General features: G+C 66.3%; 20 protein-coding genes. 11 read left to right on the top strand and 9 right to left on the bottom strand.

The annotated features are described in order from the left end of the window. Positions 1–35 precede the first annotated feature (35 nt). The 4 genes from VGN82_RS07835 to VGN82_RS07820 all read right to left on the bottom strand — a co-directional run bounded on the left by VGN82_RS07835 (position 36) and on the right by VGN82_RS07820 (position 3006). On the bottom strand, positions 36–209 hold the full coding sequence (locus VGN82_RS07835; RefSeq protein WP_327526430.1) for a hypothetical protein: 174 nt from the start codon (positions 207–209) through the stop codon (positions 36–38). Between the two features lie 8 nt (positions 210–217). Then, positions 218–1921 (bottom strand): potassium-transporting ATPase subunit KdpA, encoded by a 1704-nt coding sequence (gene kdpA / locus VGN82_RS07830; RefSeq protein WP_327526429.1) that lies wholly within the window; start codon positions 1919–1921, stop codon positions 218–220. Between the two features lie 33 nt (positions 1922–1954). Further along, the gene (gene kdpF, locus VGN82_RS07825; RefSeq protein ID WP_327526428.1) at positions 1955–2044 is read right to left on the bottom strand and encodes a K(+)-transporting ATPase subunit F; all 90 of its coding nucleotides are present in this window, start codon (positions 2042–2044) and stop codon (positions 1955–1957) included. Between the two features lie 758 nt (positions 2045–2802). Further along, positions 2803–3006, bottom strand: coding sequence for a hypothetical protein (locus VGN82_RS07820; protein ID WP_327526427.1), 204 nt, complete (start codon positions 3004–3006; stop codon positions 2803–2805). A gap of 186 nt (positions 3007–3192) precedes the next feature. Here VGN82_RS07820 and VGN82_RS07815 point away from each other — a divergent pair, with 186 nt between their 5' ends. Next, positions 3193–3963, top strand: coding sequence for a 2-keto-4-pentenoate hydratase (locus VGN82_RS07815; RefSeq protein ID WP_327526426.1), 771 nt, complete (start codon positions 3193–3195; stop codon positions 3961–3963). 22 nt (positions 3964–3985) lie between these two features. Here VGN82_RS07815 and dapA read toward each other — a convergent pair whose 3' ends face one another. Then, positions 3986–4927 carry a 4-hydroxy-tetrahydrodipicolinate synthase gene (gene dapA, locus VGN82_RS07810; protein WP_327526425.1) on the bottom strand — a complete coding sequence of 314 codons (942 nt, stop codon included), beginning with the start codon at positions 4925–4927 and terminating at the stop codon, positions 3986–3988. Positions 4928–5211: 284 nt separating this feature from the next. Next, on the bottom strand, positions 5212–5649 hold the full coding sequence (locus VGN82_RS07805) for an Lrp/AsnC family transcriptional regulator (RefSeq protein ID WP_327526424.1): 438 nt from the start codon (positions 5647–5649) through the stop codon (positions 5212–5214). A gap of 125 nt (positions 5650–5774) precedes the next feature. Here VGN82_RS07805 and rocF point away from each other — a divergent pair, with 125 nt between their 5' ends. The 7 genes from rocF (at position 5775) to VGN82_RS07770 (ending at position 14315) form a co-directional block, all read left to right on the top strand. Continuing rightward, positions 5775–6704, top strand: coding sequence for an arginase (rocF, locus tag VGN82_RS07800; protein WP_327526423.1), 930 nt, complete (start codon positions 5775–5777; stop codon positions 6702–6704). Between the two features lie 2 nt (positions 6705–6706). After that, the gene (locus VGN82_RS07795; RefSeq protein WP_327526422.1) at positions 6707–7744 is read left to right on the top strand and encodes an ornithine cyclodeaminase; all 1038 of its coding nucleotides are present in this window, start codon (positions 6707–6709) and stop codon (positions 7742–7744) included. A gap of 225 nt (positions 7745–7969) precedes the next feature. After that, a complete protein-coding gene (locus VGN82_RS07790; RefSeq protein ID WP_327526420.1) occupies positions 7970–8788 on the top strand; it encodes a helix-turn-helix transcriptional regulator in 819 nt (272 codons plus the stop codon). Between the two features lie 174 nt (positions 8789–8962). Continuing rightward, positions 8963–11158 carry a TonB-dependent siderophore receptor gene (locus VGN82_RS07785; RefSeq protein WP_327526419.1) on the top strand — a complete coding sequence of 732 codons (2196 nt, stop codon included), beginning with the start codon at positions 8963–8965 and terminating at the stop codon, positions 11156–11158. Between the two features lie 20 nt (positions 11159–11178). Continuing rightward, positions 11179–12003 (top strand): alpha/beta hydrolase, encoded by an 825-nt coding sequence (locus VGN82_RS07780; protein WP_327526418.1) that lies wholly within the window; start codon positions 11179–11181, stop codon positions 12001–12003. Beyond that, a complete protein-coding gene (locus VGN82_RS07775) occupies positions 12000–13148 on the top strand; it encodes an ABC transporter substrate-binding protein (RefSeq protein ID WP_327526417.1) in 1149 nt (382 codons plus the stop codon). The genes VGN82_RS07780 and VGN82_RS07775 overlap by 4 nt, the downstream gene beginning before the upstream one ends. Positions 13149–13202: 54 nt before the next feature. Further along, entirely contained in the window at positions 13203–14315 is a 1113-nt protein-coding gene (locus VGN82_RS07770) for a siderophore-interacting protein (protein WP_327526416.1), read from the top strand. Positions 14316–14337: 22 nt separating this feature from the next. Here VGN82_RS07770 and aptA read toward each other — a convergent pair whose 3' ends face one another. Both aptA and VGN82_RS07760 read right to left on the bottom strand, forming a co-directional pair. Then, entirely contained in the window at positions 14338–15672 is a 1335-nt protein-coding gene (aptA, locus tag VGN82_RS07765) for an omega-aminotransferase AptA (protein ID WP_327526415.1), read from the bottom strand. A 65-nt stretch (positions 15673–15737) separates the two neighbouring features. Continuing rightward, positions 15738–16619 (bottom strand): GntR family transcriptional regulator, encoded by an 882-nt coding sequence (locus VGN82_RS07760; protein WP_327526414.1) that lies wholly within the window; start codon positions 16617–16619, stop codon positions 15738–15740. 78 nt (positions 16620–16697) lie between these two features. Here VGN82_RS07760 and VGN82_RS07755 point away from each other — a divergent pair, with 78 nt between their 5' ends. Further along, positions 16698–17840 carry a C45 family peptidase gene (locus VGN82_RS07755; RefSeq protein WP_327526413.1) on the top strand — a complete coding sequence of 381 codons (1143 nt, stop codon included), beginning with the start codon at positions 16698–16700 and terminating at the stop codon, positions 17838–17840. Positions 17841–17888: 48 nt separating this feature from the next. Continuing rightward, positions 17889–19463 (top strand): ABC transporter substrate-binding protein, encoded by a 1575-nt coding sequence (locus VGN82_RS07750; protein ID WP_327526412.1) that lies wholly within the window; start codon positions 17889–17891, stop codon positions 19461–19463. Here the strand turns inward: VGN82_RS07750 and VGN82_RS07745 are convergent. After that, a complete protein-coding gene (locus VGN82_RS07745; protein WP_327526411.1) occupies positions 19406–20113 on the bottom strand; it encodes a GntR family transcriptional regulator in 708 nt (235 codons plus the stop codon). The two genes, VGN82_RS07750 and VGN82_RS07745, sit on opposite strands and share 58 nt — an antisense overlap. A gap of 110 nt (positions 20114–20223) precedes the next feature. On the opposite strand from VGN82_RS07745, the gene VGN82_RS07740 reads away from it, so the two are divergent. After that, positions 20224–21108: an alpha/beta hydrolase gene (locus tag VGN82_RS07740; protein ID WP_327526410.1), complete on the top strand. Its 885-nt coding sequence runs from the start codon at positions 20224–20226 to the stop codon at positions 21106–21108. Positions 21109–21129: the final 21 nt, after the last annotated feature.

Genomic DNA, 21129 nt, shown 5'->3' with positions numbered 1-21129 from the left:
CTCCAGCATAGAATTTGTGAAGGCGCCGCGGACGATCAGATCGCCGTGAGCAGATGGATGAGCGCCTTGGCGAGGATCGCGAGGAGGAGCATCACCGCCGTCATGCCGCAGATGATGCTGGAGGCTCGCGGTGGCCGCCCCGATCCCCGCGCCAGGAACGCGGCGCGGGGGACGAGGTGGTGACGCAACTGATCAAACCAACCGGTCATGGCGTGCCTCAGAAGGCCTGGCCGAGCAGCATCGACAGGTGCTCGACGATCGGTCCCACGGCGAGCGCGGGGAAGAAGGTCAGGCCGCCGACGATCATGATGACTCCCGCCAGAAGGCCGATGAAGAGCGGTCCGTCGGTCGGGAAGGTGCCGGCCGAAGCCGCGACGGATTTCTTCGTCGCGAGCGAACCGGCAATCGCCAGGGCGGGGACGATGATCAGGAAGCGCCCGATCAGCATCGCGAGACCCAGGGTGATGTTGTACCAGGGCGTGTTGCCCGTGAGGCCGCCAAAGGCCGAGCCGTTGTTCGCCGCCGCCGAAGTGTAGGCGTAGAGGATCTCCGAGAACCCGTGCGGACCGGAATTGCCGACCGAGGCGACCGCGCTCGGCATGACGACGGAGATGGCAGTGAAGATCAGCATCGCCGCGGGCAGGCAGAGGATGGCCAGAACCGCCATCTTGACCTCCTTGGCCTCGATCTTCTTGCCGAGATATTCCGGCGTGCGCCCGACCATCAGCCCGGCAACGAAGACGGCGAGCACGACGAACAGCAGGATGCCGTAGAAGCCCGCGCCGACGCCGCCGACGATGATCTCGCCGAGTTCCATGTTGATCAGCGGAATGAGGCCGCCAAGCGCGGTGAAGCTGCCATGCATGGCGTTGACCGCGCCGCAGGAGGCCGCCGTCGTGATGACCGCGAACAGGGCCGACATCGAGATGCCGAAGCGGACCTCCTTGCCTTCCATGTTGCCGCCCTCGAGACCGAGCGCCTGGACCAGCGGATTGCCGGCCGCTTCCGCCCAGTAGCAGACGACGACACCGGCGATGAACAGCACGCCCATGGTGGCGAGGATCGCCCAGCCCTGGCGCTGGTTGCCGACCATGCGGCCGAACATGTTGGTCATCGCCGCGCCGATGGCGAAGATCGAAACCATCTGGATCAGGTTCGAGATCGCATCGGGGTTCTCGAAGGGGTGGGCGGAATTGACGTTGAAGAAGCCACCGCCATTGGTACCGAGCATCTTGATCGCAAGCTGCGACGCGACCGGGCCGACGGCGATCGTCTGCCGGGCGCCCTCGAGCGTGGTGGCCTCGACATAGGCACCGAGCGTCTGTGGCACGCCAAGCGCGACATAGACCAGGGTCAGGATGATCGAGAGCGGCAACAGCAGGTAAAGCGTCGCACGGGTCATATCGACCCAGAAGTTGCCGATCGCCTTGGCCGAGGCCCTGGCGAAACCACGGATCAGCGCCACCGCAACCGCGATGCCGGTGGCGGCCGAGACGAAGTTCTGCACGGTGAGCCCGACCATCTGGGTCAGGTAGGACAGCGTGGTCTCACCGCCGTAGTTCTGCCAGTTCGTGTTCGTGACGAAGCTCGCGGCTGTGTTGAAGGCCAGCTCGGGACCAACCGCCGCCATGCCCTGCGGGTTCAACGGCAGCACCTCCTGGAGGCGCAGCACGCCGTACAGCACGAGGAAGCCGGCGAGGTTGAAGGCGAGCATGCCGGCCGCATAGGTCGTCCAGTGCTGATCCTCGCGTTCGCTCGTGCCGGCAAGGGCGTAAAGACCGCGCTCGACCGGGCCGAGAACCGGCGAGAGCAGGCTGCGCTCGCCATTGAAGACGCGCGTCATGTAGCCGCCGAGCGGCTTCACGAGCAAAAGGACGATCCCGCAGAAGACGAGGATCTGGATCCATCCATTGAGTGTCATGGCTATGGCTTTCCGGGCATTGCGCCTGCGCGATCAGAACCGCTCGGGACGAACGAGTGCATAGGTGAGGTAGGTGAGGAGAAACACCGTCACCAAACCGCCAAGGATGTATTCGAACAGCATGTAACGCTCCCGCACAGTCAAACGTTGGCGCAAAAACCGACGTAGGCGAACGAAATCACGAAGAACAAAACACCCACTCCAAGTAGAATGATATCCATGACCCAGGATCCTTGCTTTCGGGCGGGCGGCCATTACAGATGTTGATGGCTCGCCAGCGTTGCGCGACAGTCACCCGGACCGGCGCAGGGCCATCCGCGCGCCAGACCGGGATTTGACCGTGATATGGCGCCGAACCGCATAGGGGTTCGAGAGCGGCCGCATGAGAAAGAAATAAAAAAGCTATAGGAAAAGCGTGGCATGTGGCGGTCCCGGACCCGCATCGGCCTCGCAGCCAGGCGAGTCGTGGCCCAGCAAGCGAAAGGCCCCCACCGCCGAGACACCGGCGATGGAGGCCTTGAGAAGCATCCCTTTGTCGTCACCCGGCTGGCACGGCGGCCGGTCTTATGCGCGAGCAAACTTCCGCGGCGTGGCCCTGTGGCTTTCGGACAGTCCCGCCAGGGTCAGGATGGCGTCGTCGGGCGCACAGCACACGGCACCCGGCGCGTGATCACTTTCGAACTCGGCGAAATGGACTGCCGAATCCCTGCTGGAGAACAACCCACCGACCAGCCCCCTCTGATCGCAAACGACCCAGCGACCCTGCGTGTCTCGCCCGACGACGAAACGGCTTTCGCTGGCGGGATAGGGAGATTTCTGCGCTGCTTGACCCATTGGTCCTGATCTTTCCTTTTGAAGACCGATACGGGAGGGAGAGGCCGTCAGTTGGTCAGCCCCAGGAGCAGCCCGAGCGCTGCCATGGCGACGACAAGGGCGGCGCCGGTCCATGCGAGCAGTCCAAGCTCCTCATGGTCAGCCAGCCTGTGTCGGTTCAGGGACTTCTGGCCGCACCGATGCGCCGCCTTGGCGTCCTGCGCGTCTTGAAGCTGCTGAGCGAGGTAATACATCCCGAGGCGATGGACCATTGTGGGCACTCCTTCACCCAGCCAACGTAACGACTTGAGGATATCTTTTCGATTGGGGCAAACTGCTCATGGAATAGAATCTTCATGTGAATATGGGTGATCGATCACAGCAATCGGCATAAATGTATTTTTATTTGACTTTCGGATTACTGGATCGCTGATTGCGCCCGTTTTGGAGGGCATGACATGCAAGCGAACTCCCTGGACGACCTGGCCGCCGGTCTGGCGCGCAATCGCATCGCCGGCTTAGTCGCCGACCTGCGGCTGGACGGGCTTCATTCGAAGGCGGAGGCTGCAGCCGTCCAGACGGCAGCCCTGGACGCCTATGCGGATGATTTTGCCGGCTACGTTCTTGTCGGCACGAGCGAGCTATCGCGACGTGGCCTTGGCCTGAGCTCCCCGATCTTTGCCCCACTTGCGGACCGCGCCCTGTTCGGTGACGGCTGGCGCATCCATCTTCCGCAAGGGATGATCGGCGCCCAGTGCGAGCTGGCCTTCACCCTCGGCAGGGCCTATCCGGAGCGCGGCGAGAGCATCGACCGCCATTCGGCGGCAGACGCCATCTTGGCCTGCCAGCCGGCGATCGGGCTGCTGGGGCGCAGGGTCCGGCCCGGCACTGAGAGCGAACTGGCCGCAATCGCCGACTTCGCCCTGCATGTCGCGACCGTCTGCGGCCCATTGGTCGAGCCGGCCGACAAGGACAGCCTGGATAGGGCCGTGATGACCGCGCGCATCGACGGCAAGACCGTGGTGACGGCCAAGGCGGGAACCATCCTGGGTCATCCCCTGGAAGCGCTGGTCTGGCTTGCGCAGAAACTCGCCCGGCACAACCGGCAGCTCAATGCCGGGGACGTCGTGACGATCGGCTCCTGCGCTCCCATCCTCCAGGTCTTGCCCGGCCAGCATCTGACCGTCGAGTTCGAGATGATCGGCACGGCGTCGTGCTGGTTCGACTGAGGCGGCGCCGGCTCCCGCTGCCCTAACCGGCTGCAAAGGCATGGGCCGAGGCCGCGCAGGGCTCCTCCCCGCCGCGGAGGAATGCTTGCAGCGCTAGGCGAACGGCATGCGCGGTTTCCGCGGTGGCCGGCGTCAATGGCAACCGCGCTTCGGGGCAGATCCCGTGCAGCAGGTGCAGGGCATGCTTCACGGCGATGGGATTCGTCTCGCGCTCGAGTGCCGAAATGAGCGGCAAGAGTCGGTGCTGTGCCAAGCGGGCAATCTGGAAATGGCCTTTGCCGCAGGCTTCATGCATCTGCGCGCATAAGCTGGGGGCGACGTTTGCGACCACTGAAATCGTCCCGCTCCCGCCCATCATGTTGAACCCGAGCGCGGTTGCATCATGCCCGGACAACTGGATAAAGCGGTCGCCGACCAACCGGGACACCGCCATCGGGCGCGACAGGTCGCCGGTCGCGTCCTTGATCCCGATGATCGCCGGGATCGCTGCGAGCCGTTCGATCGTCTGCGGAGCCAGATCGACGCCCGTCCGCGCCGGGACATTGTAGACGATGATCGGAATACTGACCGCGCGCGCAATCGCCGCGAAGTGCTGCACAATGCCCTCTTGCGTCGGACGATTGTAGTAGGGCGTCACGATCAGCGCGGCATCCGCGCCGAGATCAGCCGCCATGGCTGTCTGCTCGATCGTCGCGGCGGTGGCGTTGCTGCCGGTTCCTGCGATGATGGGTACGCGGCCTGCCACGATCTCGACGCAGCGACCGATGATCGCCGTGCGCTCCTGCCAGTTCAGCGTCGGCGCCTCGCCTGTCGTCCCGCAGGGCACCAGGCCGTGAATGCCTTGCGCGACCTGCCATTCGACCAGCCTTGATAGACCCTCATAATCGACTTCGCCGTTCCTGAAGGGCGTCGCGAGGGCCGTGATCGCGCCGTGCAGGCGCCCGCACAATCGGTCAAGGTTCATCTGGCGTACATTCCATGCGGCGAGGCTGGCGCACCGTCGTTCCCGCAAATGGCCAGCCAGGTTCTGCAGACCGAAACTGCACCGCTCTCGCGAGAACAGCTTCTTTGATCTGCCGTCGATCTACCCGAAACGAGCGATCATCTTGCCGGGCAACATAGATCGGCTCCGGATTTTGAATCCATTCTGGAACGAAGAGAGAAGTATCAAGATTCCATGGGATGCTCGCCCCGCCGGCATGACCTCGCAATCAAACCCCAAGGGCAGGCCGTTCAGCGGTCACGCCTTCACAATCGCGCCCTGGAACTGCGCGGGGTTGCGAGCAGCAGGTTCGTCTCGGATGCCGTGATCCCCGGCACCATCCTCAGGCGCCGCAGGACGCCGTCGAGATCGGTCAGGCTCTGTGCGGCGATTTCGAGGATGAGATCCCATTTTCCATTGGTCGTATGGACCGCACCGATCTCCGGGAAGCCGACGAGGGCATCGACCACGGGGTCGAGCATGCGTCCTTCGACCTCGACCATGGTGAGGCCACGAACCGGCATCGCAACGGCGTCGGCCCGCAATACCACCGTGTAGCCGATGATGTCGCCACGCTGTTCGAGGCGCTCGATGCGCGCCCGCACCGTCGCACGCGACAGGGCGAGTTCGGCAGCGATGTCCGAGATGGCCCGCCGGCCGTCATGCCTCAGAATGGAGAGGAGACGTTGATCGAGGTCGTCCATGTTCGCCATTATGATCGTATTGATTGACCAGATCGATAAGTCGCTCTGCAAGATCTGCCAATATGCTTCGTTCACTCTGCCGCCGCTCGCCGCTAGGTTGCCGCCATAGACCGAACGGAGCGATGATGACGACCGAGCGCTGCATATTGATCGGGGCGCCAACGCAGGACGGCGCAGGACGACTGGGCTGCGACATGGGTCCGAGCGCCTATCGCACCGCCGGCCTGCGCGAGGCCTTGGCCGATCTCGGCTTCGTCGTCGAGGACCGCGGCAATGTCTCGCCGGCGCCGCTACGCGACCTCTCCCATCCCAATCCGGCACTGCGCAACCTGTCGGCCTATGACGCCTGGATCCGCGCCCTGACCGATGCGGCGGAGGAGGCCGGCGGCGACGGCATGCCGATCTTCCTCGGCGGCGACCACTCGCTCTCGGCCGGCTCGATTGCCGGACTGGCGCGCCGGGCTCGCCGCGAGGGCCGCGCCTTCTTCGTGCTGTGGCTGGACGCCCATGCCGACTTCCACAGCCTGGAGACGACAACCAGCGGCAACCTCCACGGCACGCCGCTGGCCTATGTCACCGGGCGGAGCGGATTCGACGGGGTGCTTCCGCCTGTCGAGGCGCCGGTGCAGCCGGAGAATGTCTGCCTGATCGGGCTGCGCAGCGTCGATCCTGCCGAGCGGGCGGCGATGGCTGCGGCCGGCGTCGTCGCGCACGACATGCGCGCAATCGACGAGGTCGGCATCGCGCCGCTGCTGCGGGGTTTCCTCGAACGCGTGGAGGCAGCCGACGGACTTCTGCACGTCTCGCTCGACGTCGATTTCCTCGACCCTGACATCGCGCCGGCCGTCGGCACGACGGTGCCGGGCGGCGCGACCTTCCGCGAGGCTCATCTCGCCATGGAGATGCTGCACGACAGCGGCCGCGTCTCCTCCCTCGACCTCGTCGAGCTCAACCCCTTTCTCGACGAGCGCGGCCGCACGGCGCTGCTGATGGTCGACCTTGCCGCCAGCCTGATGGGCCGCAAGATCCTCGACCGCCCCACCCGGAGTTTCTGAGCATGTTGCCCAAGCTCAACGTCGTGCCCTTCGTCAGCGTCGACAACATGATGAAGCTGGTGCTCTCGATCGGCGTCGAGAGGTTCCTGTCGGAGCTGGCCGGCTATATCGAGGAGGACTTCCGCCGCTGGCACCTGTTCGACAAGACGCCGCGCGTCGCCTCCCATTCGGTCGACGGCGTCATCGAGCTGATGCCGACCTCGGATGGAACGACCTACGGGTTCAAATACGTCAACGGTCATCCGAAGAACATTCGCGAAGGGCGCCAGACGGTCACCGCCTTCGGCGTCCTCGCCGATGTCGGCAATGGCTACCCGATGCTGCTGACCGAAATGACGATCCTCACGGCCTTGCGGACGGCCGCGACATCGGCGCTGGCTGCGCGCTATCTCGCCCCGCCGGGAGCGCGCACCATGGCTATCATCGGCAACGGCGCGCAGGCCGAGTTCCAGGCCCTGGCCTTCAAGGCGATCGCCGGGGTCGATCGGCTGCGGCTCTATGACATCGATCCCGCGGCGACGCAGAAGTGCCTCCGGAACCTAGAGGGCTTCGGCTTCGAGATTACGCCCTGCCAAAGCGTCGAGAAGGCGGTCGAGGGCGCCGAGATCGTGACGACGGTAACCGCCGACAAGCAGAACGCCACGATCCTCACCGACAACCTCGTCGGCCGCGGCGTCCACATCAACGGCGTCGGCGGCGATTGCCCGGGCAAGACCGAACTTCATGCCGACATCCTGCGCCGGTCCGAGATCTTCGTCGAATACACGCCGCAGACCCGGATCGAGGGCGAAATCCAGCAACTGCCGAACGACCACCCCGTCACCGAACTGTCGGACGTGATCGCCGGCCGCGCCCTCGGACGGGCGAACGAAGCGCAGATCACGCTGTTCGACTCGGTCGGCTTCGCGGTGGAGGATTTCTCGGCGCTGCGCTACGTCCGCGCGAAGCTTGCCGATACGGCGTTCTTCGAGGAGCTCGATCTTCTCGCGGACCCGGATGAGCCGCGCGACCTGTTCGGGATGCTGCTCCGGGCCGCTTGAGATCGCCTCGGCGAAGAAAATGGCCCATCGCGCTCGCCCGGTGGCCCACTCCCCGCGACCGGAGCCATGGACCGGCGGAAACCGACAGGCGTCGCCGACATAGCTTAGAATCCCTATAACATACTGATTATATTGATATTTGTACTGCAATGGGATAATGACTGAGACCTCGGCGGACGGGCATTCCGTCGCCGCTTCCCAGCCCACCCCATTCCGGTCGCCGTATTGCAGCTCTTCTCCAACAAGCTCTCCTTGTCCGCCGGGCGGTTCCAGGTCGAAACAGGAAAGCACGTCGTCGGCCCGATGCGGGCGGGGCTCAAGATCGGCGTCATCCTCGATGGGCGCCAGTCCCTGGAGCTCGACGACCGGCCGGCGGTGATGGTCGCCGGGCCCTCCCTTCTGATCGCAGCCAATAGCGGCGAGCACATGCAACGCCGAACCGGCCTTGCCGGCGGACATCTGCGCTGCGCGCTGCTTCAGTTCGACCTCGACTTCGTCGAAAGCGAGTTCGGAGCGCAGCTCGATGCCCTGCACGGCTTCATGCAGGGCGACGCCGCACTCTGGGTCAGACCCGCGAACGCCACGCTCTGCGCGCTGGCGCTGCAACTGGCCGAGCCGCCCGTCGCCGACAACCTGCATCGCCTCTATCTCGCGGGCAAAGCTCTGGAGCTAGCGGCCGTGGCGCTGGACACGGTGATGACCGGCGTGCCGGCGCGCCCCGCACGCATGCCCCACCGCACGGCCGAGCGCATCCGCGAGGCCCGCGACATCATGCTGTCGCGCCTTCAGGATCCGCCGGGGTTGCCGGAGCTGGCGCGGATGACCGGCCTCAACCCGACCAACCTGACCTCCGGCTTCCGGCAACTCTTCGGCGCCAGCGTGTTCGGCTATCTGCAGGAGCAGCGACTGCAGCGCGCCCATGCCCTGATCGACTCGGGCGAGATGACCGTCTCGGAAGCGGCGTTCCATGTCGGCTACACGCCGGCGCATTTCTCCAGCCTGTTCCGCAAGCGCTTCGGCATGCCGCCGAGCGCTTTGCGATAGGTCAGCTGAGGCCGCCCACCGGCGTCGGATGGCCCCTGTTTTCAGATTACAGGCATTCGAAACGCGATCGAAAGCAATGCTGCCGGAATCGAAAGTGGAGCGTGTTGCCCCTCGCCCCTGCCCTCCCGCAATACCAAGGCGGGGTTCGGCCACGGGCTGACGAAACGGGGTTGCATGATGGACTACGCGAGTGTCTCCAAGATTAACGCGGCAGGTCGGGTGCGTCTGACGGCGCTGGCCGGCGTCGCGCTCGGAGCCGTCCTCTGCGCCGGCGGCGCCCGGGCGCAGAGCGGCGAGGCGATCAGCCTCGATACGATCCAGGTCCAGGGCGAGCGCGCGAGCGGTCCGGTCAATGGCTATGTGGCGCGGCGCAGCGATTCCGCGACCAAGACCGACACGCCGCTGATGGAAACGCCGCAATCCGTCACCGTCGTGACGCGCGAGCAGATGGACGACCAGGCGGCCACCACGGTCAGCCAGGCCCTCCGCTACACGGCCGGCGTGCTCGGCGAGACCCGGCTCTCCTCGGGCGGCCGCTATGACAGCGTCTTCATCCGCGGTTTCGGCGGCGCCGGCACGGGCGCGGGCTTCGTGAACTATCTCGACGGGCTGCGCTACCAGCGCGGCGTCAACTTCCTCGTCCCCAGCTACGAGCCCTGGGGTCTTGAGCGTGTCGAGGTGCTACGCGGCCCATCCTCCGTCGTCTTCGGCCAGGTCAAGCCCGGTGGCATCGTCAACCTGGTCAGCAAGCGCCCGAAGGACGAGGCGCATGGCGAGGTCCAGGCGCGGGTCGGCACCTATGGTCGCGCCGAGATGGCCTTCGACATCGGCGGCCCGGTCGATCCGGCCAAGACCTGGCTCTACCGCGTGGTCGGCCTCGGCCGGGTCGGCGACACGCAGGTCGACTTCACCCGCGACGAGCGCATCTTCATCGCGCCGTCCGTGACCTACCGCCCCAGCGGCGCGACGACGTTCACCCTGATGGCCTCGTTCCAGCGCGATCCCGAGACCGGCTTCTACGGCTTCATCCCCGCGGTCGGGACCGTGCTTCCGAGCCGCGCCGGCCGAATCCGCAGCGAGTTCTTCCCGGGCGAGCCGTCATTCGAGGGCTACAGCCGCAACCAGGCCAATCTCGGCTATACCTTCGAGCATCGCTTCAACGACGTCTTCAGCTTCCGCCAGAACGTCCGCATCTCCGATCTGGACTCACGCTTCCGCACGGTCGCCGTCGCCAGCATCGGCGCCGACCAGAAGACGCTGACACGGCGCGTGACGGTCTCCAACGAGCATGCCCGCACGGCCGGCATCGACAACCAGCTCCAGGCCGATTTCCGCACGGGCCCGCTGACGCACAAGGTGCTGTTCGGCGTCGACGGCTACTGGACCGACGGCAAGGCCTTCACCGGCGCCGGCGGAACGGTCCAGACGCTCGACTTCACCAATCCGATCTATGGGAGGACGCCTTTCGCTGCCCCGGCCACACCGGGCACCACGCAGACGACGTCCCAGTACGGCATCTATCTCCAGGACCAGATCAAGCTCGACCGCCTGTCGCTGCTCGTCGGCGGCCGCTTCGACAATGCCGAGGCGCGCACCCGCGCCCTCACCAACGGCGCCCTGACCAAGCAGGACGACACCGCCCACACCGGCCGCGTCGCACTGATGTACAATTTCGACAACGGCTTCGCGCCCTATGCGAGCTATTCGACCTCGTTCGACCCTGTCGCGGGGACGACCTTCGCCGGCACGCCGTTCAAGCCGTCCGAAGGCGAGCAATACGAGATCGGCTTCAAATACGAGCTCCCGGGCACCAGCGCCTTCATCCAGGCCTCGGCCTATGACCTGACGCAGACCAATGTCGCGACGACCGATCCGCTCAATGTCGGCTTCCAGGTGCAGACCGGTGAGGTCCGCGCGCGCGGTCTCGAGTTCGAAGCGCGCGCGACGCTGTTCGACAGCTTCGATCTGGTCGCCGCCTATGCCTATACCGATGCCGAGGTGACCAAGAGCAACGGCGTCGACCTCGGCAAGCGGCCTCCGGTCGTGCCGCGCCATATGGGGTCGCTCTGGGGCGTCTACACCTTCAAGAACGGCGCTTTCGCCGGGCTCGGCCTCGGCGGCGGCATGCGCTATGTCGGCAAGGGCGCCGGCGATGCCGGCAACACCTTCTTCACCCCCGACTACACGCTGTTCGACGCCATGATCAGCTATGATTTCGGCGTGGCCAACCCGGCCCTGAAGGCCTGGAAGGTGCAGCTCAACGCGCAGAACCTCTTCGACAAGGAGTACATCTCCGGCTGCTACGGTGCCGTGCAGTGCTCCTTCGGCTTGCGCCGGACCGTGCTGGCGACCCTGTCCTATCGCTGGTGAGGACCGTGAGCGGCGCGCGCATGACGGTGACATCTGGCAATCCGGTCAGCCTGCCCGGATCGGTACAGCACGATGTCACTGCGCGTGACGGGTCCGTCTACCGGCTGCTGGTCGGACTGCCGCCGGAGCCTGCACCACCCGCCGGATTTCCCCTGCTGGTCCTCGTCGATGGCAATGCGCTGTTCACCACGGCGATGAGTGCCGCCCGGTTGCAGGCCGGGCGGTCCGAGGTGACCGGAGTCGGCCCGGCCATCGTGCTCGGCATCGGTTATCCCGGCGACAAGCCCTTCGATGTCGAGCGGCGGCAGCGCGACCTGCTGCCGGTGGCAGGTGGCGCCGATCGTTTCCTGGACGTGATCGCAGGCGAGATCCTGCCCGCGCTGGCCGAGGTCGCACCATTCGATCCGCTTCGGCTTGCGCTGATCGGACATTCCTATGGCGGCCTGTTCGCGCTGCACACATTGTTCACCCGACCTGGCCTGTTCGCCGCCCATGTCGCGAGCAGCCCGTCGATCTGGTGGAACGACAGGGCAATCCTCGCGACGGAAGAGACTTTTCGCGCCAATACTGCGGCCCTTGCGGGACGGCTCCTGATCGCGGTCGGCGCGGACGAGCAGGCCGGTGCGGCCGGAACCCCACCGTCGCGCCTGGAGCGTCTCCACAAGGCCCGTATGGTCGACAACGCTGCCGAAATGGCCTCGCGCCTGCGTGCCTCCGGCAAGGTCGCATGCGAGAGCGTCGTCTTTCCCGGCGAGAACCATGTCTCCGTGATTCCGGCGATGCTCTCGCGGGCAGTCACCTTTGCCCTGGCCGAACCCGCCCTGTCGAGGACAGCAGCCGCATGACCATTGCCGGAGCGCTTCGCACCCACCTCACCCGACTGGCCTGCGCGCTGGCGATGCTGGCCGCGGCCGGCGCCGCTTCGGCACAGCCGGTGACGGTGACCGACGTCCTGGGCCGGACCGTGAGCTTGCCCGGACCGGCGAAGCGAATCGTGCTGGCGCAGGGTCGCCAGCTCAACGCGCTGGGCCTGCTCCATCCCGAGCCGCTGAGCCTGCTGGCGGGCTGGGGCGCCGACCATCAGCGCCAGAACCCGGACGCCTATGCCCGCTACCGCAGCCGCTTTCCCGGAATCGACGCGATTCCGACGGTGGGCGACGGGGCGACGGAGGCCGGCTTCTCGCTCGAGAAGACGGTCGCGCTGGCGCCGGACCTCGTCATTTTGAGCGGCTCGCTCGCCGGCACGCGACATGGCTCCGGCGACCTCGTCCTGCGCCTGGAAGCGGTCGGCATCAAGGTGGCAGTGGTCGACTTCTACCTGAAGCCGCTGACCGACACCGTGCCGAGCCTGCGCATTCTCGGAAAGCTGATCGGCCGCGAGCAGCAGGCGGAGGATTTCATCCGCTTCTATGAGGACAGGCTCGGCCGGATAGCCCGGCGACTGGAGGGCGCGAGGCGCCCGAGCGTCTTCATCCACGCCCATGCCGGCGGTCCGGAATGTTGTTCGACCCCGGGCAGGGGCACCTTCGACGATTTCATCACCGCCGCCGGCGGGAGCAACATGTCCGCGCCGCTGCTGCCGGGCGCGACCGGGCAGATCAGCCTCGAGCAACTGATCAGCTCGGACCCCGAGGTCTATGTCGCGACCGGCGGCACACATATGGCTCGCTTGGGCGGCCTCGTGCTCGGGCTCGGCGTGCCGCGCGAAACGGCCGCCGCAGGCTTTGCGAAGCTGCTCGCACAGCCGGGAATTTCGACGCTAAGCGCCGTGCGCAATCGCCGAGCGACCGCCATGTGGCAGCTCTTCAACGATACGCCGCTGCATGTCGTCGCGATCGAGGCACTCGCGAAATGGATCCATCCCGAGCGCTTCGCCGACCTGGATCCCGCCGCTACGCTGGCGGAGGCCGCACGCTTCTCGGCGATTCCGCTCGACGGCACGCTCTGGCTCGACGCGCCGGCATCGGGTCAGGCGCCGGCACGCCCCTGAGGACGTTGCGAGATTTCCACCGGCGCCCGCGAACGCCCCAAGGACAATACCCCGATGAGCAGCCTTTCCGCCGAGACGACGATCGCATTGGCCCAGCCGGACGCCGTGCTGGGCCCGCTTTGCGACCATCTTCTCGAACACGACGCCCAGATCCGGCGCGAGCCGGGCGAGACGGTGATCCTTCTCGGCGGGGGCCAGGCCAGACTGCGCGCCGGCGAGGGTCTGCTCGCGGTCGCGATAGAGGCTCCCGACCTTGCCGCGCTGCAGAACCTCAAGCGCGCGATCGCGAGCCACGTCGTCGAGTTTGCGCCGGCTGGCGACAAGCCCGTGATCGGCTGGTCCGGAGACGGCCAGGTCGCGTCATTGCCGCCAGAGTTCCGCGTGCTCACCGTCACCTCGACGGAGCAGCTTTCGCCGCATATGAAGCGGATCCATCTCCGCGGCGACGACATCGCGCGCTATGCCTCGCTGGAGGCCCTGCATGTCCGACTCTTCCTGCCGCCACCGGATCTGGCAGAGCCGGTGTGGCCGATGCTCGGCTCCGACGGCCTGCTGCAACTGCCGTCGCCCGAGCAGCGCCCGGCCGTACGCAAGTACACGATCCGTCAGATCGACGTCGCAGCCGGGACGCTCGCCATCGACTTCGTGCTGCATGACGATGCCGGGCCGGGCTCCGCCTTTGCGGCGCGCGCCCGCGCCGGAGACCTTGTCGGCATGGCCGGCCCGGGCGGGCGCGGGCTCAAGACGGCGGAGCGCTACGTCTTCCTCTGCGACGAGACGGGGCTGCCAGCCGTCGGGCGCATGCTGGAGAACCTGCCGACGAGCGCACAGGGGCTTGCGCTGATCGAAGTGGCGAATGCTGGCGAGGAACAGCCTCTCGCCGCGCCAGCGGGGATCTCGATCCGCTGGTTGCATCGCGAGGCTCTGCCTGCCGGCCAGGCTTCCGGGCTGGCGGAGGCGTTCGACGCGCTCACATGGGATGCCGATGGGCCGGAAACCTATCTCTGGTCGGCGACCGAGAACGAGGCCTTCCGCCATATCCGCAGCGCCGCCCGGCAGCGCCTGCGAACGGGCCTCGACCAGCATCTGGTCGTCAGCTACTGGCGCGCCGGCCTGTCGGAAGACCAGCACGCCGCCGAGAAGAAAGCAGCAGCGCGCGCCGCCTGACGGCGGCGACGCCGCAGCGCACTCAGTCGATCCGCGCGATCGTCCCGGCAATCGTCTCGAACAGGGCCGAGACGGTGTCCGGCTGCATCACCAGGGGCGGCGACAGGATCAGCGTGTCCCCGACATTGCGCAGGAGTAGCCCCGCCTCCAGGCAGAGGCGCGCGCAGAGTGCCCCGCGCTGGCCGTCGGCACCTGGACGCGGCTGCAGGTCGATCGCGCAGAGCCAGCCGGCGATGCGGATGTCGATGACGTGAGCCAGATCGCGCAGCGCGAAGGTTGCCGCCTGCCAATGCCGGAAATTCTCCGTCGCCCGCGCGAGGATGTCTTGCTCGGCGAAGACATCGAGCGTCGCCAGCCCTGCCGCGCAGGCGAGCGGGTGAGCGGAATAGGTGTAACCGTGCAGGAGTTCGATGGCTTCCGGCGGCCCGGCCATGAAGGCGTCGTGGACGGCCCCGGACAGCAGCACGCCGCCCATCGGGACCGAGCCATTCGTCATGCCCTTGGCGCAGGTGATAAGGTCGGGCGTCACCCCATAGAACTGGCTGGCGAAGGGAGTGCCGAGACGGCCGAAGCCGGTGATGACCTCGTCGAAGATCAAGAGGATGCCATGCCTGTCGCAGATCGAACGCAGGCGCTGCAGATAGCCCTGCGGTGGCGGGTAGACGCCGCCCGATCCGGTCACCGGCTCGACGATCACGGCCGCAACGGTTGCAGGATCATGCATCTGCAGCAAGGTTTCGAGTGCTGCCGACGCGCTCTCGCCGCCCGTCGGCTGGCCCTGCGAGAACGCCATGCTGTCCCGTTCATAGGGCAGCGGCAGATGCGCAGCTTCGAGGAGCGGCCCGAAGGCTGCCTTGTGCCGGCCGATGCCGCTGACCGAGAGGCCGCCGAAGCCCATGCCGTGATAGCCCTTGGCGCGGCCGATCAGCTTGGTGCGACCGCCCTGGCCACGGGCGTGATGATAGCCGCGCGCGATCTTGAGCGCCGTGTCGACCGCTTCGGAACCCGAATTGACGAAGAAAACGTGTTCGATGCCCTCAGGCGCAAAGTCACAGAGCCGCCGCGCATAGGCCCGCGCGGCCGGGTGGCTCATCTTGAAGGACGAGACGAAGTCCAGAGTGCCCGCCGCGGCGCGAATGGCCTCGACGATGCGCGGCTGGCCGTGCCCGGCATTGACGCACCAGAGCCCCGCCATGCCGTCGAGCACGCGCCGCCCCTCGGGCGTGACGTAGTGCACGCCCTCAGCGCTTGCGAACAGGAGCGGGTCCTGCCGAAAGCCACGCATCGGCGTGAAGGGCATCCAGAAGGGATCGCGCTCATTGGCGAGCCCGTGCGGGGCGGTGGGGGATGCTGACATGATCTGACTCCGGCGATTGGCGAAGTCAGAATGTCTTTTTCTAGAAGAAAAAACAATAGCGCCGATCAATCCAAACCATCGGGCCGGCGCAACCTGCTGGCGCGCTGCAAATGGCGGCGCATCTGGACCGACGCGACCTCGAGATCGCCGGCCTCAGCCGAGTCCAGAATCTGGAGATGCTCGCGGCAGTTCACCTCGACGCGCTCGAAGCCGAACACCCAGTCATAGTTCGACAGACGGCGCAGCTGGTTCTGCCGACGGACCGCGGAATGGATGAATCGGTTGCCGGAGGCCGCCGCCAGCCCTTCATGGAAGGCCGCATTCATCTCGAAGAAGCTGATCGCCGAGGTCTCGCGCCAGGGCTGCGACAGGGTTGCGTGATGGCGCTCGCGCATCTCCGCGATCCAGCCCGGGTCAAGCGCGAAGCCCGGCTCGAGAAACGTCATCGGCTCGATCAGCATGCGAAAGCGGTAGCGCTCGTCGTGCACGCGCGGATCCCGCGGCTCCTGAAGGAAGCGCCAGCCATAGCCGGGCTTGCGCTCGACCATGTCGAGATCGGCAAGGCGCGCCAGCAACCGCTTCATCTCGGGCCGACCCAGCTCGTAGCGGCGCATGATCTCCTGTTCGGAAAACTCGTTGTCCAGTTCGCCGGCTTCACGTTCATGGGCCAGCCGGACCAGCGCCAGCTCGACGGCGTCAGGTGGGCTCGCGCCGTTCTCCGACGCGCGCGGCATGCTGATCAGCTCGAGCCCGCGATGCGGATTGCGCCGCACCAGCCCGCGATCCTCGAGCCAGGCGAAGGCCGCGCGCACCGGTGTCCTGGAGACGTCGAGACGTCGCGCGATGACGCTTTCGTTCAGATGCGCACCCGCAGTCAGGCCATCATCGCGCGCCAGATCGAGAATGCGCTCGGCAAGGTCCTGCTGCAGGCGGGAGGGCTGGGACATGAAAGGCTCTTGATTGTCTTAATTGCAGATGAAATACATTATGGATTGATGACAGGCCATAGGCCGGGAGAGACGACGATGATCCAGCCCTGCCCCTTCGTGGACGTTTCCGGCTCCCCCTATGAGCGCGGGCGGCAGCATGGTGCGGCCGTGCCCGCGCGCGTCAAGCGTTCGATCGAGCTTTATGGCGGACAGCTCGGCGAGCTCGGTTACGGGCCTGAGGCCAAGACAGCGCTGATCGAGGAGTTCGCCCGCGAGATCGAGGCGTTCGGCGCGCACTACATCGAGGAGATGCGCGGCATCGCCGACGGTGCGGGCGTGCCGCTCGAAGACATCGTCATGATCAATGCCCGTACCGAGGTGATCGCCAAGGCGCGGCTGATCAAGAACAAGCCGGTCGAGGCTACCGAGGAGCTCGATGATGGCTGCACCGGCGCGATCATCCTGCCTGAGCGCAGCGCCAATGGAGCGCTGATCCATGGCCAGAACTGGGACTGGAAAGCCGAATGCGCCGAGACCGCGATCGTGCTGCGCGTGCGGCGCGATGACGGGCCGGACTTCCTGACCTTCGTCGAGGCAGGCGGCCTCGCCCGCTGCGGCATGAACGCGGCCGGCATCTCCATCACCGCCAACTACCTGGAATCCGAGCGCGACTTCACGCAGACCGGGGTACCGCTCGCCCTGATCCGCCGCAAGGTGCTGGAGCAGGAGCACCTCGCCTTCGCGATCAAGGCCGTGGCGACGACGCCCAAGGCCTGCTCCAACAACATGATGTTGTCGACCGTCAAAGGCTTCGGCATCGACTTCGAATGCGCGCCGGACGAAGCCTTCCCGCTCTATCCGAGCGAGGGGCTGATCGTTCATGCCAATCACTGGGTCGGGCAGGTCGCGCTGACCAAGCTCCGCGACACCGGCACGCCGCGCGTACCGGAGAGCTTCTACCGCGACTGGCGGGTGAAGAAGCTGCTGAACGAGGCCGGCGACAAGCTGACGGTCGATGACCTCAAGCATGCCTTCTTCGATGACTTCCTCACGCCGCATTCGGTCTGCCGGCCGCCGCGTCCCAACGATACCGGCAACCTCTCGGCGACCGTCGCGATGGTGATCATGCAGCCGGCCGAAGGGGTCATGGAGGTCTGCCCGCTGCCGGCGCTGAACCGGAGCTTCACCCGCTACAGCCTGACAGCCGATCCGCAGACGATGGCGCAGGCCGCCGAATAGTTCGGCATCGAACCGCATCACACCGACATAACAATGGGGAACAGACCGATGCTTCGACGAATCCAGACGACCGCCCTTGCCACGACCGCACTCGCCGCCGGCCTCGCTCTTGGAGCACCGATCCCGGCGGCGCAGGCCCAGACCGCGCTCAAGGTCCAGCTGCGCGCCGACATCCGCTCGATCAACCCCGGCGTGAACCGCGACCACAACACCGACGGCGTGGTGCTTCACGTGGTCGAGGGGCTCGTCGGCTATGGCGAGGATTCCGAGCCGAAGCCGCTGCTGGCCGAGAAGATCGCAATCTCGGAGGACGGCAAGACCTACAGCTTCACGCTGCGCAAGGGCGTCAAGTTCCACAACGGCGCAACCCTTTCCGCCGATGACGTGGTCTGGAGCTGGAACCGCTACATGGATCCGAAGACCGACTGGCGCTGTCTGTCGGAGTTCGACGGGCGCGGCCTCGTCAAGGTCGAGAGCGTCACCGCCGCCGATGCCGGAACCGTGGTCTTCAAGCTCGACAAGCCGAGCGCGCTGTTCCTGAGTTCGCTGGCGCGCACCGACTGCGCGATGACCGGCATCCTGCACAAGGATTCGGTCAAGGCCGACGGATCCTTCGACAAGCCGATCGGCACCGGGCCGTTCAAGCTCGGCGAATGGAAGCGCGGCGAGATGGTCCGGCTCCAGCGCTTTGCCGACTACGCCGCCTTGCCCGGCGCGATCGACGGCTTGGCCGGAGCCAAGCGGCCGCTGGTCGACACGGTCGACTTCGTCGTCATCCCCGACCTTGCGACCGCGAAGGCCGCCCTGCTCAGCGGCGATATCGACGTCGTGCCCGACCTCGCCAATGCCGACGTCGCGGAGCTGAAAGGCAACAACAACGTCAAGCTGTCGGTGAAGTCGCATATGGGCCTGGTCGGCCTGATCATCCAGACGCGCGACCCGGTCCTCGGCAACGCCAAGCTGCGCCGCGCCATCGCCGCCGCCATCGACAAGAAGGAGCTGGTTGCAGCCGTGACCGACGGCCTCGGCCAGCCGAACGGCTCTGTCATCCCGACGCTCTCGGCCTATCACGGCAAGGTCCAGGACGAGGATGTCGCCTACGATCCCGCGGCCGCGAAGAAGCTCCTCACGGAGGCGGGCTACAAGGGCGAGAAGATCGTGATGCTCGCCAACAAGCGCTATCCGCAGAGCTTCGACGCCGCCGTCGTCGCGCAGCAGATGCTGCAGGCGGCCGGCTTGAACGTCGAGATCGAGGTGCTGGAATGGGCGACGCAGCTCGACCGCTACAGCAAGGGCAACTACCAGATCCAGGCCTTCCCCTATTCGGGGCGCCTCGATCCGGCGCTGTCGTTCGAATCCGTCACGGGACCGAAGGACAAGCAGCCGCGCAAGCTCTGGGACAACCCCGAAGCACAGGCCCTGCTCGACAAGTCGATGGTCGTCGCTGACAAGGCCGAGCGCCAGAAGATCTTCGACGACCTGCATCGCCGCTTCCTCGCCGACATGCCGATGGTGATGCTCTACAACGGCATCGTCGCGGGCGGCACGGGCAAGGGCGTCGACGGCTACGTCTCTTCGCTGACGTCGCTGCCGCGCCTCTGGGAGGTCTCGGTCAAGCGCTGATCCGTCGTCATCACATCCTCCATGTCACGGAGGATGTGATGCGTGATCAGGTCCGCGAGCGCCTCGCCATCGCGCGCCTTCAGCGCCGCAAGCATGGCGTGGTGCTCCCGGTCGCTCTGCAGCAGGGCCTCGTGCGACCGCCACATCGTCACGTTCGTCCCGCGCGAGCGGTCCCGCAACGCCCAGATCGTCTCCTCAAGGATCGGGTTGCCGCAATGCCTGTAGATGAGCTGGTGGAAGGCGCGGTTGAGCTCGCTCTGCTGGATACGCGTGCCGCCATGGACGGCCTCGCCGAAGCGCGCCGCCAGCTGTTCGAGCTCGGCGATCGTGGCGGCGTCGATCCGTGCCGCGACGGCCCTCGACGCGGCCTGCTCCAGGATCACGCGCGTGTCGGCGATGGCGCGGTAGGTCTGCATATCGACCTCCGCGACACGGTAGCCGCGATTGGGGACATGGACGATCGTCTTGCGGATGGCGAGCTCGTCGAGCGCGCCGCGCACGTCGAACCGCGTCGCCTGGAATTTCTCTTCGAGGTCGATCTGCCGCAGCCATTCGCCGGGGCGGAACATGCGCAGCCGGATCGCCTGAGCGATCTCGCTGGCGAGCTGGCGCCGGCTGTTGCCACGGGCCTGTTTCGGTTCGGAGGACATCGGCGCCTTCTAGCCCATACCGGGAGCCTGCGCACAAGCCTGTTGCACGCGCCACATCAATGTGCGACAGAATTGGCGCCAATTCAATCGCCACTTTAAGGAGCGCCGGCATGAGCGCGACGAAGGCCGAGACGGCCGGCACCGAGGATCAGGCGGCGATCGCCCGCGCCCTCTACGACATGGGCGCCACACCGGTGATGGCGTGCAAGGCGGATCCGCGCTTCAGCTACTGCCTCTATGTCCCCAAGACTCTCGGCAAGGGCGGGCAGCCTCCGGAGCTGATCGTCGCCCAGCACGGCACCGGCCGGGGCTTCACCGGCTATCGCGACGCCTTCCAGGACTTCGGCCGCTGGAACAACTGCATCGTGCTGGCACCGCTCTTCCCGATCGGCGTTCTCGGCGACGACAACCGGGACGGCTTCAAATACATGCGCGAGGGCGCGATCCGCTACGATCACGTCCTGCTCGCCATGGTGGCCGAGATCGAGGCACGCTACGGCCTCAAATTCCCGCGCTTCGGCCTGTTCGGCTATTCCGGCGGGGGGCATTTCGCCCATCGCTTCCTGATGTTGCAGCCCGACAGGCTGTGGGCCTGCTCGATCGGCGCGCCGGGCTCGGTGACGCTGCTCGATCCGACGCGCGACTGGTGGGTCGGCACCCGCAACATGGCCGAGCTGTTCGGCACGGCGCCCGATGTCGCCGCGATGAAGAAGGTCGCGGTCCAGATGATCGTCGGCGCCGCCGATATCGAGACTTGGGAAATCACCCACAAGCCGGGCGGCCGCAACTGGATGCCCGATGCCAACCATGCCGGAAAGACCCGCCCGGAACGCCTTGCCGCCTTGAAGGCATCCTTCGAGCAGGCTGGCATCGACGTCCGCTTCGATCTCGTACCCAACATGGCCCATGACGGCCTGCGCGCCGTGCCGCGGGTCGAGGACTTCTTCGCCGAACATCTCGCCCGGCTCCGCGCCGACACAGTCAAGGCGGCCTGAAGACAGATCAGGCGACGCGCA

It is taken from the genome of Allobosea sp. (assembly GCF_035999205.1).
Lineage (GTDB): Bacteria > Pseudomonadota > Alphaproteobacteria > Rhizobiales > Beijerinckiaceae > Allobosea.
The sequence above is the reverse complement of the archived record's forward strand: the minus strand, read 5'-3'. Positions and strand labels throughout refer to the sequence as shown.

Bases quoted from the DNA above. Each gene is read 5' to 3' on its own strand.
- VGN82_RS07795 (WP_327526422.1), top strand. From the start codon at position 6,707: ATGTTGCCCAAGCTCAACGTCGTGCCCTTCGTCAGCGTCGACAACATG.
- VGN82_RS07750 (WP_327526412.1), top strand. From the start codon at position 17,889: ATGCTTCGACGAATCCAGACGACCGCCCTTGCCACGACCGCACTCGCC.
- kdpA (WP_327526429.1), bottom strand. From the start codon at position 1,921: ATGACACTCAATGGATGGATCCAGATCCTCGTCTTCTGCGGGATCGTC.
- dapA (WP_327526425.1), bottom strand. From the start codon at position 4,927: ATGAACCTTGACCGATTGTGCGGGCGCCTGCACGGCGCGATCACGGCC.
- aptA (WP_327526415.1), bottom strand. From the start codon at position 15,672: ATGTCAGCATCCCCCACCGCCCCGCACGGGCTCGCCAATGAGCGCGAT.
- VGN82_RS07820 (WP_327526427.1), bottom strand. From the start codon at position 3,006: ATGGTCCATCGCCTCGGGATGTATTACCTCGCTCAGCAGCTTCAAGAC.
- kdpF (WP_327526428.1), bottom strand. From the start codon at position 2,044: ATGCTGTTCGAATACATCCTTGGCGGTTTGGTGACGGTGTTTCTCCTC.
- VGN82_RS07805 (WP_327526424.1), bottom strand. From the start codon at position 5,649: ATGGACGACCTCGATCAACGTCTCCTCTCCATTCTGAGGCATGACGGC.
- VGN82_RS07770 (WP_327526416.1), top strand. From the start codon at position 13,203: ATGAGCAGCCTTTCCGCCGAGACGACGATCGCATTGGCCCAGCCGGAC.
- VGN82_RS07775 (WP_327526417.1), top strand. From the start codon at position 12,000: ATGACCATTGCCGGAGCGCTTCGCACCCACCTCACCCGACTGGCCTGC.
- VGN82_RS07815 (WP_327526426.1), top strand. From the start codon at position 3,193: ATGCAAGCGAACTCCCTGGACGACCTGGCCGCCGGTCTGGCGCGCAAT.
- rocF (WP_327526423.1), top strand. From the start codon at position 5,775: ATGACGACCGAGCGCTGCATATTGATCGGGGCGCCAACGCAGGACGGC.
- VGN82_RS07835 (WP_327526430.1), bottom strand. From the start codon at position 209: ATGACCGGTTGGTTTGATCAGTTGCGTCACCACCTCGTCCCCCGCGCC.
- VGN82_RS07745 (WP_327526411.1), bottom strand. From the start codon at position 20,113: ATGTCCTCCGAACCGAAACAGGCCCGTGGCAACAGCCGGCGCCAGCTC.
- VGN82_RS07755 (WP_327526413.1), top strand. From the start codon at position 16,698: ATGATCCAGCCCTGCCCCTTCGTGGACGTTTCCGGCTCCCCCTATGAG.
- VGN82_RS07785 (WP_327526419.1), top strand. From the start codon at position 8,963: ATGATGGACTACGCGAGTGTCTCCAAGATTAACGCGGCAGGTCGGGTG.
- VGN82_RS07760 (WP_327526414.1), bottom strand. From the start codon at position 16,619: ATGTCCCAGCCCTCCCGCCTGCAGCAGGACCTTGCCGAGCGCATTCTC.
- VGN82_RS07740 (WP_327526410.1), top strand. From the start codon at position 20,224: ATGAGCGCGACGAAGGCCGAGACGGCCGGCACCGAGGATCAGGCGGCG.
- VGN82_RS07780 (WP_327526418.1), top strand. From the start codon at position 11,179: ATGACGGTGACATCTGGCAATCCGGTCAGCCTGCCCGGATCGGTACAG.